The sequence below is a fragment of the Klenkia terrae genome (assembly GCF_037083865.1).
Classification (GTDB): domain Bacteria; phylum Actinomycetota; class Actinomycetes; order Mycobacteriales; family Geodermatophilaceae; genus Klenkia; species Klenkia terrae.
Genome location: NZ_JBAPLV010000050.1, coordinates 1 through 8,633 on the forward strand (window position 1 = coordinate 1; position 8,633 = coordinate 8,633).

Below are 8,633 nucleotides of genomic sequence, written 5' to 3' on the forward strand. Positions count from 1 at the left end.
GGTCGCTGGCGTTGGGACGGTCGTACAGGACCACCTTGTCCAGGGTGACCGGGGTTGCCCAGCTCAGGGTGAGGGTGCTGCCGGTCCCGCGTCCGTCGGTGGCCCACTCGGTCGTGGCGTCACCGGGGTACCCGCCCACGACACCGTCGACGGCCTTCGCCGCGGTCTGCCCGGTCGAGGTGTTCTGCGAGGACGCGCTGACGGCGGCCTGACCGGCCACGTTGCGCGCAGCTGCCGTGCTCGTCGTGGTCGGAGCCGCCGTCGTGGTCGGAGCCGCCGTCGTGGTCGGAGCCGCCGTCGTGGTCGGAGCCGGCGTCGTGGTCGGAGCCGGCGTCGTGGTCGGAGCCGGCGTCGTCGTGGGAGCCGTGGTCGTCGCCACCGGGGTCCACGTCTGGATCTCCGACAGCCCCACGTTGCTCGTGCTGGCGCTGACAGCGGTGACGGTGAACGTCAGCCGGGTGACCGTGCGCGCCGTGAAGGACACCGTGGTGGCGGTCCCGGAGTTGGCCAGCGAGGGCACGGTGACGGAGGTGCCGTCGGAGAAGGCCAAGGTCGCCCCGGTGACCTGGTCGCTGGCGTTGGGACGGTCGTACAGGACCACCTTGTCCAGGGTGACCGGGGTCGTCCAGGTCAGGGTGAGGGTGCTGCCGACACCACCGCCGTCGGTCGCCCACTCAGCGGTGTAGTCGTCCGGGAACCCCGAGACCACGCCGTCGACCGCCTTGGCGGCCGTCTGCCCCGTCGAGGCATTCGCCGAGGAGGCCGCGACCGAAGCTCGACCGGCGACGTTCGTCCCCGGCGTCGGCGTCGTGGTCGGAGCCGGCGTCGTGGTCGGAGCCGCCGTCGTGGTCGGAGCCGGCGTCGTCGTGGGGGCCGGGGGTGTGGTCGGGGCGGGTGTCGAACCGGACGTCCAGGTCTGGATCTCCGCCAACCCGACGTTCTCGGTGGTGGGGCTGACCGACGTGACGGTGAAGCGGACGCTGCTCGTCGTGCGGGCGGGGAAGGTGATCGTGACCGGCGCCCCGGCGTTGTCCAGGGCCGGGACGGCGACCGTGGTGCCGTCGGTGAACGTGAGCGTCCCGCCCAGGACCTGGTCGGCGAGGTTCGGGCGGTCGTACAGCACGACGGTGTCCAGCTGGAACGGCTCGGCCCAGTTCAGCTGCAACGAGGTCCCTGCGGCGCCGGAGAAGCTGGCCCACTCTGCGCCCGAGTTGTCCGGGTACCCGCTGACGACGCCGTCGACGGCCTTCTCGGGGCCCTGGCCAGGCCTACCCGACGATGCGCTGACGCTGGCCAGCGCGGCCACGTTGCCGGTGCCGGTGCCCACCGTCGGGTGCACCTGGCTGGCGAGGTAGTTGCGGGTGATCCAGCGCTCCTCGTTGCGCCCTTGGCAGGCATCGATGCTGCCGCACACGTTGTCGTCGTGCTGGGCGTAGACGAACTGCGCGTTCCGCTTGCGCGCCAGGGCGTCACCCGCGACGTTGGGCGCGAGGGCCTCGGCGGGGTACCCGGCGTAGCTGACGAGCTGGGCAGAGGGGACGGAGGACGCGCGGGCCTGGGTCGCCAACCGGGCCACCGTGTAGTGGTCGCTGTGGTCGCCGCCGCCGAAGTTGCCCACGTTGTCCAGCGTGCGGACCACGTCCGCGGAGAAGGACGACATCACCGCGCCGAGCGTCTGCACCAGGCTGGACACGGTGTAGGTCTCTGCCGGGGTGTCGACGGTCGTGAGAGAGCTGATCGCGCCCGTGTAGAGGGACTGGAGGCTGGTGTACCCCGAGCTCGAGGTGCCGCTGCCGTCGGGGTTCCCGTCGGGCAACCGGAGGAAGGTGAGCACGATCTGCGGAGCGCTCCGCAGGGTCGCCTGGGTGAGCGTGTGCCCGGCGACGACGGTCGTGCTGGTCGACCAGCTGTTCTCGACCCCGGCCATCGACGCGTAGGCGGCCTCGATCCCGGTCTCGCGCCCGCGGGAGTAGCTCGTGCCCCGTCCCGCGTCGCCGGAGGTCACGAACACCGTCGCCACGCATGTGCCGGCGGCGATGTCGGCCTGCACGGCCGGGTTGATGAAGAACAGGTCGTCGTCGGGGTGGGCGACGACGTCGACAGTGCACCCGGACGCCGCAGCGGCCGGCGTGACCGACCCGGCGACGGCCAACCCGCCGACGAGCGCGAACGCGACCACCGCGGCGAGCCGACGGCCAGCCCGCTGGGCCGAGGCCCCGCGTGTCCTGACCCCGAGGGTCGTCATCCTCGCCAACCGACGCACGTGTTCCTCCATCACCTACTGCCCCGCTCGGGGCGTGACGGAAGGTAGCGGGCGAACGGAGCAGAGTGCATCGCTTGCCACCTGAACTGGTGATACGGAGGTGTCTCTTCTGCATGCGTTCGAGTGGCGTCACGGTGCGTGGTCGTTCGGCGTCGTGGGGGTCGGTCGGCGGCGACCGAGGTCGCGGGTGGAGACCCGGACGGCGGCCAGCAGCCCGACCGCGGCGAGGCCCTCCCCGCACTCCTCCACCCAGGTGGCCAGATCGGCGACCACGGAGCCCAGCGGAGCCAGCACCACGGTGACGGCGGCGAGGCCGACGCTGGCCAGGGCGTACAGGCCGAGCCAGGTGACGACGACCGTCCGGGTCTCCCGGCGCACCCACCGGCCGGCGACCAGCACCGTCAGCAGCCCGACCAGGCTGGTCACCACGAAGAGCAGCTGGATGTCGATGCCCGGCAGCAGACCCGCGAGCCGGCCCTCGACCAGGGAGTGCAGGGAGGTCTGCTTGGCGACGGTGAGGGCGGCGCACCCGGCGCCGAGGACCGCCCACCACACGGCAGCTCCCCCGTGGCCGGCTCGGCGGAACCCGCGCAGGCAGCCCAGCGCGGCGACGGCGAGCAGTCCGGTGATCAGTGCGCGCGGGACCGACCCCAGCGCGTCCATGTCCCACCGGAGCGCCCAGGAGCCGGCGACCTCGCTGCAGGAGCCGACCGCGCAGGCGCGACGGACGACCAGCCCGGTCGTCTCGGCCAGGAGCACCGCACCGGCCAGGACCGTGACCACCCGCGTGGGTGGCCGCACCGGCGCGACCAGCGAGGCGAGCAGCAGCTCCCGGGTCTGCGCCCAGGTTCGCCCGCCCGGATCGCCGGCCCGACGACCTGCACCGGTGATCGGCGCGGTGGGGGCGATCGGGGACGGCTCGGGGTGCACCAGGTGGGTCTCGACCTCCCCGGACCGCCGGTTGAGCACCCGCCGGCACACCTCACCCGTCCGGGCGACCGCCCGGGACGTCGGCGACACCTCCTGCCCGACCCGGCCGTAGGTTCATCGACGACCACGACAGGGGACCCCATGGACCACGATCTCCAGCCCGACGAACTGGACGATGAGCTGCCCGACGAGCAGCCGCCCCGGCGGCCACGCCGCCGGGTGCTGCGACGCGCGCTCCTGGGCCTCGGGGTGCTCACCGCGGTGCTCGCCCTGCTCGTCGCCGGGGGCGCCTGGTACGTGACCGACCGCTACGCCGGCAACGTCGCCCGCGTGTCCGACGTCTTCGACGGTCTGGACGAGTCGTCCCGGCCCGCCGAGGCCACCCCCGTCACCGCGACGACGGCGGCTCCGGTGACGTTCCTGCTCGTCGGGTCGGACACCCGGGCCGACATCGTGGCCGGCGAGCTGCCCGACGCCCGGTCCGACGCGATCATGGTCGCCCGGCTCTCCGGCGACCGCCAGCACGTGCAGGTCATCTCGATCCCCCGCGACTCGTGGGTGGACATCCCCGGCTACGGCATGAACAAGATCAACGCCGCCTACGCCTACGGCGGCCCCACCCTGCTGATCCAGACCGTCGAGGCCGTGACCGGCGTGCGCATCGACCACTACGCCGCGATCAGCTTCGACGAGCTCATCTCCATGACCGACGCGTTGGGCGGGGTCGACGTCGACGTCGCCACGACCACGTCCAACGGTCCGTACACGTTCACCGCCGGCCCCAACCACCTGGACGGCGACATGGCCCGCTGGTACGTGGGCCAGCGCTACGACCTGCCCGGCGGCGACTTCGACCGGGTCAAGCGCCAGCAGAACTACCTGCGCTCCATGTTCGGCAAGCTGTTCGCCGCCGGCACGTTCACCAGCCTGGACCAGATCGACACCGTGCTGACCGCGGTCACCGGCTCCATCGCGGTCGACGACACCCTCAGCACGACCGACCTCCTGCAGCTGGTGCTGTCCGCCCGGGGCATCACCCCGGACGGCATCGACTTCTTCACCGCGCCCGTGCTGGGCACCGGCACCGAGGGGGCGGCCAGCGTGGTCTACCTCGACGACGTGACCGGGGCCCGCATGTGGGGCTACCTGCAGACCGACTCCCTCGGCCAGAACGCCGACGAGTTCACCGACGAGGCGCTGGGTGACGTCGTCAACTGACCGCGGCACCGCTCCGGCGCCCGCCGACCTGCCGGTGGACCGGCTCTCGATCGCCTGGGTGGTCGCCGGGGGCGAGGGCTACGGCGTCGCCCGCAGCGTGGTGAACCTGATGACCGAGGTCCGCGGGCTCGGGGCCACCGTCACCTGCCTCAGCGCCCGGGCCGGCGAGACCTCCGAGGAGGTGGCCGCAGCGGGGTTGCCGCTGACGGTGCTGGACCTGCCCGACCCGCCCTACATATCCCGCCGCGGGCCCGGGGCGCTCCGGGACGCCGTCCGGTTGCTGGCGTGGATGGTCTCCTTCGTCCGGGTCGCCCGCCGGCACCCGGCCCTGGCCGGGGTGACGCACCTGCACGTGGTGTCCCCCGCCCTGGTGCCGGCCGGGGCGATCACCGCCCGGTTGCTCGGGGCGACCTGCGTGTGGGAGCTGACCCGCCCGGTCCGGGACAGCGCGCCCGCCCGGCTGGCCTACCGCCTGCTGGCCCGGGTGCTGGACGTGCACGTGCTGGCCAACAGCCGGTCGACGCTGTCCTCCCTCGGCGTGCACGGCGGCCGTCCCGCGGCCGACGTGATGCACCTGTCGGCCGCCGACGTCTTCGCCACCGTGCCCGACCTCGTCGACGCACCGCTGCGCGCGGTATGCATCGCCCGGATCGCCGAAGACAAGGCGCAGGACCTCCTGGTGGAGGCACTGGCTGACCCCCGGTTGGCCGACCTCGCGCTCGACCTGGTCGGCGGCTCCCACGACCCGGTGTTCCAGGACCGGGTCCGGGCGCTGGTCGCCACGAGCCCGGCCCGCGACCGGATCCGGCTGCTGCCGGCCAGCGACCACCCGGAGACGTTCCTCGCCACCGCCTCCCTGGCCATCTGCGTCAACCGCGGGGTGGAGTCGTTCGGGCTCAGCGTGGTCGAGGCGATGCGCGCCGGGCGGCCGGTGGTCGCGACCAGCAGCGGCGGGCCGTCGGAGACGGTCGTGGACGGCGAGACCGGCTGGCTGATGGACACCCTCGACACCGCCGCGCTGGCCGACCAGCTGGCGACGGTCCTGGACCAGCGACCCGCCTGGGCGCAGATGGGTCGCGCCGCGCGCCGACGGGCCGAGGATCGCTTCAGCCCCGCGGGGCAGGCCCGGCGCTACCTGCAGCTGCTGGCCCGGCCGTGAGGCAATGGGTGGCCAGCCGGCTGCAGAACCCGGTCGTCGCCCTGCTGGCGAAGGCCGCGGGCTGGAACGCGGTCTCCCAGCTGGTCACCAAGGTCGCCATGGTGGTGTTCACCGTCGTGGCCAGCCGCGTGCTGGGCGTCAGCGAGCTCGGGTTCCTGTTCACCCTGCAGGGCGCGATGCTCCTGGTGGCGGCCGCGGCCGACGCCGGCACCAGCACCTACATCCAGCAGCAGCTCGCCGGGCGCGAGAGCGGCTCGGCGGCCGTGGCCTCGCTGGTGACCCTGCGGCTGTGGCTGGCCGGGGTCGTGACCGTGGGGTGGGTCGTGGTGGCCCAGCTGCTGTGGGACCTCTCGGTGGCCGAGGTCGTGCTGGTCGCGCTGGGCGGGCTGGCCTTCTCCGCCTCGCTGTTCGTCCAGGCCGTGCTGGGCTACCTGCACGAGTTCCGGGTGGGCAGCGAGGCCCTGTTCGCCGGCCGCCTGGTGCTGTGCGTGGCCGCACCGCTGGCCTTCGTGCTGGACGGCGCGGTGCTCGTGCCGTTCCTCCTGGGCGGCCTGGCCGGGGCCGAGGTCGTGACCCTGCTGTACTCGCTGTGGCGGGTCCGCACCCGGCTGGACGGCGTCCGGACCGCGTTCGCGAACCGGCCCGGTGACCGGCGGGCGCGGATGCTGCTGGCGATCCGGGCGTCGGCGCCGCACACCCTCAACAGTCTGATCAACGTGGTGGTCAACCGGGCCGACGCCCTGCTGGTCACCGTGTTCGCCGGGCTGACCGTGGCCGGTCTCTACGCCCCGGCGTCGCAGCTGCAGAACGCGCTCGGCGGGGTGCTGGTGCTGCTGGCCGCGGGGGTCATCCCGGCGGCCCGGCTCGGTGCCACCCGCGAGAAGGGCATCGACAACTCCCGCCGCGCTGCGCTGCTGTCTTCCGGCATGGGCCTGGGGCTGCTGCTCGCCGCCGCGCTGGTGCTGTCGGTCAGCGCGGGGTGGTGGGCCCCGCTGTTCTTCGGCGAGCGGATCGGGGCGGACCCGATCGCTTTCCAGATCCTGCTGTTCTCCCTGCCGATCGCGGCCGCCGGGGTGCCGCTGCAGGCCCTCGCCGTCGCGCGGGGACAGGCCTACGGGCTGACCGCCGTCCAGTTCCTGGCGCTCACCGTCTGCGTACTGGCGCACTGGCAGCTCGACGCCCGATTCGGCGCGGCAGGCGCTGCCTGGGCCTCGCTGAGCCGTGAGCCGGTGCTCCTGCTGGGCAGCCTGCTGCTGCTCCGCCGGGGTGACCGTCGCACCGCCCGGGTGGACCCCGCGGTCACGACGCCGGCCTGACCGGGCCTAGCTGTACTGACCGGAGAGGTTGTTCAGGCGGGTGATGGGCGGTCGGGATCCGGTCGCGGTGTGGGGCCGGTGATGGTTGTACTCGTGTAGCCAGGCCGGTAGTGCCTTACGGCGTGCGGTCTCGGTGGTGAACATCCGGCCGTAGGCCCAGCCGTCGGCGAGGGTGCGGTGGAAGCGTTCGATCTTGCCGTTGGTCTGCGGGCGGTAGGGCCGGGTGCGCTTGGGGGTGATGCCCAGCTCGGCGCAGGCCTCGCGCCATGCGTGCGAGCGGTAGGCCGACCCGTTGTCGCTCAAGACCCGTTGCACGGGGACCCCGCGGGCGGCGAACCAGGCGGTGGCGTTGCGCAGGACGGCGATGGCGGTGGCCGCTGTTTCGTCGTCGTGGATCTCGGCGTAGGCCACGCGGGAATGGTCGTCGATGACGGTGTGCACGAACGCGGTGCCCATCTTCGGGTTGTGGTGCGCGTTCTTCGGCTTGCCCGGGGTGGCGGCGCGGTGCTTGTCGCCTTGTGGGCGGCCGACGTAGCGGTGACCGCCGCCGTCGGGGATGTTGCCCAGCTTCTTCACATCGACGTGGATCAGTGAGCCGGGGTGGTCGTGTTCGTAGCGGCGGATCGGCTCGCCGGTGGCGCGGTCGACGTGGGAAAGCCGGTTGAGCCGGCAGCGCACCAGCACCGCGTGCACGGTGGAAGCCGCCAGCCCCAGCCGGCCGGCGATCTGAACCGGGCCCAGGCGCTTCTTCCACCGCAGGTGCACGATCTTGCGGACCACCGGCGCCGGGGTGCGGCGCGGGCAGTGGTGCGGTCGTGAGCTGCGGTCTTCCATCGCCGCGGGCCCGCCCACCAGGTAGCGGTCGGCCCACTTGCGGGCCGTGGGTGCCGACACGTTGAACACCGTGGCCGCGTAGGCCGGCGTCCAGCCCTGCTCGACCACCGCCCGAGCCAGTCGCAGTCGGTGCTTGGGGGTCAAAGCGGCGTTAGCGTGGGTCACGAGGACCTCCGGAGTCCGGGGAATGGGTGCCTTCAGCAGCTCCACTCCACGTCCGGAGGTCCTCCCTCCACAAGATCCTCAGTCAGATCGAGTGGTCACACGCCCGAGAACAACGTCTCTGGTCAGTACACCTAGCGGGAGACCGTCACCGGGATCCGGCAGAGGGAGTGGCTGTCGTCCTCGCCCTCGCTGATGGCGAGGTACAGGTAGGAATCCCGCCCGGTGACCTGGTCGTTGGGCGCCCCGGGGCTGAGCAGGGTGCCGTAGGCCACGAAGGCCGCGCCGGCGACCGAGGGCGCGTCCAGGCCGAGGAACTGCACTGCCTCGGCCCAGTCGGTGAGCGTCGTCGAGTGGGTCCACCAGAAGCCGTCAGCGGTCTGGAACACCAGCAGGTACCGCTCGAGGTGGGTGTTCCAGCTCAGCGACGGCCCGCCGGCCACGACGGTCACGTCACCGTCGCCGGGGCGGGTGACGACGGCGGTGCTGGCCCCGCCGTCGCCGGGCGTGGAGAAGGCACCGTCGTGCCACTTCTGCCAGGCCGCCGGGTCGTCGACCGCGTCGAGCGGGGCCCGCGCCAGGTGCAGCTCGTCCGGGGTAGCCAGGTTCCAGTCGATGTAGAGCACGTAGACGTACCCGCCGGCCACCAGTGCGCACAGCGATCCGGCGCCGACGACGTCGCGGGGTGCCGGCTGGTCGTCCCGGGGCACCTGTCCGGTGATGACGGCGCCCCGGCGCTGCCAGGTGAGCC

7 protein-coding genes are annotated in these 8,633 nt (G+C 73.0%); 3 read left to right on the plus strand and 4 right to left on the minus strand.

Annotation, left to right across the window (positions count from 1 at the left end; all coding sequences use genetic code 11):
• Both UXQ13_RS23175 and UXQ13_RS23180 read right to left on the minus strand, forming a co-directional pair.
• Positions 1 to 2,179, minus strand: a 2,179-nt coding sequence (locus tag UXQ13_RS23175) for a PIG-L family deacetylase (RefSeq protein ID WP_336393077.1), incomplete at its 3' end; no start/stop codon positions are given.
• 213 nt (positions 2,180 to 2,392) lie between these two features.
• A complete protein-coding gene (locus UXQ13_RS23180) occupies positions 2,393 to 3,232 on the minus strand; it encodes a hypothetical protein (protein ID WP_225234220.1) in 840 nt (279 codons plus the stop codon).
• Between the two features lie 102 nt (positions 3,233 to 3,334).
• Between UXQ13_RS23180 and UXQ13_RS23185 the strand changes: the two genes are divergently transcribed.
• The 3 genes from UXQ13_RS23185 to UXQ13_RS23195 are packed head-to-tail and all read left to right on the plus strand — an operon-like array spanning position 3,335 to position 6,886.
• On the plus strand, positions 3,335 to 4,411 hold the full coding sequence (locus UXQ13_RS23185; protein ID WP_225234219.1) for an LCP family protein: 1,077 nt from the start codon (positions 3,335 to 3,337) through the stop codon (positions 4,409 to 4,411).
• Positions 4,395 to 5,570 carry a glycosyltransferase family 4 protein gene (locus tag UXQ13_RS23190; RefSeq protein WP_263639379.1) on the plus strand — a complete coding sequence of 392 codons (1,176 nt, stop codon included), beginning with the start codon at positions 4,395 to 4,397 and terminating at the stop codon, positions 5,568 to 5,570. The genes UXQ13_RS23185 and UXQ13_RS23190 overlap by 17 nt, the downstream gene beginning before the upstream one ends.
• Complete coding sequence (locus UXQ13_RS23195; protein WP_336393078.1) at positions 5,567 to 6,886, plus strand: oligosaccharide flippase family protein; 1,320 nt, start codon at positions 5,567 to 5,569, stop codon at positions 6,884 to 6,886. Before UXQ13_RS23190 ends, UXQ13_RS23195 begins: the two co-directional genes overlap by 4 nt.
• Positions 6,887 to 6,892: 6 nt before the next feature.
• On the opposite strand, the gene UXQ13_RS23200 is transcribed toward UXQ13_RS23195, so the two are convergent.
• Together UXQ13_RS23200 and UXQ13_RS23205 are read right to left on the minus strand one after the other, a co-directional pair.
• Positions 6,893 to 7,885 (minus strand): IS481 family transposase, encoded by a 993-nt coding sequence (locus UXQ13_RS23200; RefSeq protein WP_225236063.1) that lies wholly within the window; start codon positions 7,883 to 7,885, stop codon positions 6,893 to 6,895.
• Positions 7,886 to 8,016: 131 nt separating this feature from the next.
• Positions 8,017 to 8,633 (minus strand): hypothetical protein (locus UXQ13_RS23205; RefSeq protein ID WP_419146492.1); only part of this gene is annotated, 617 nt, incomplete at its 5' end.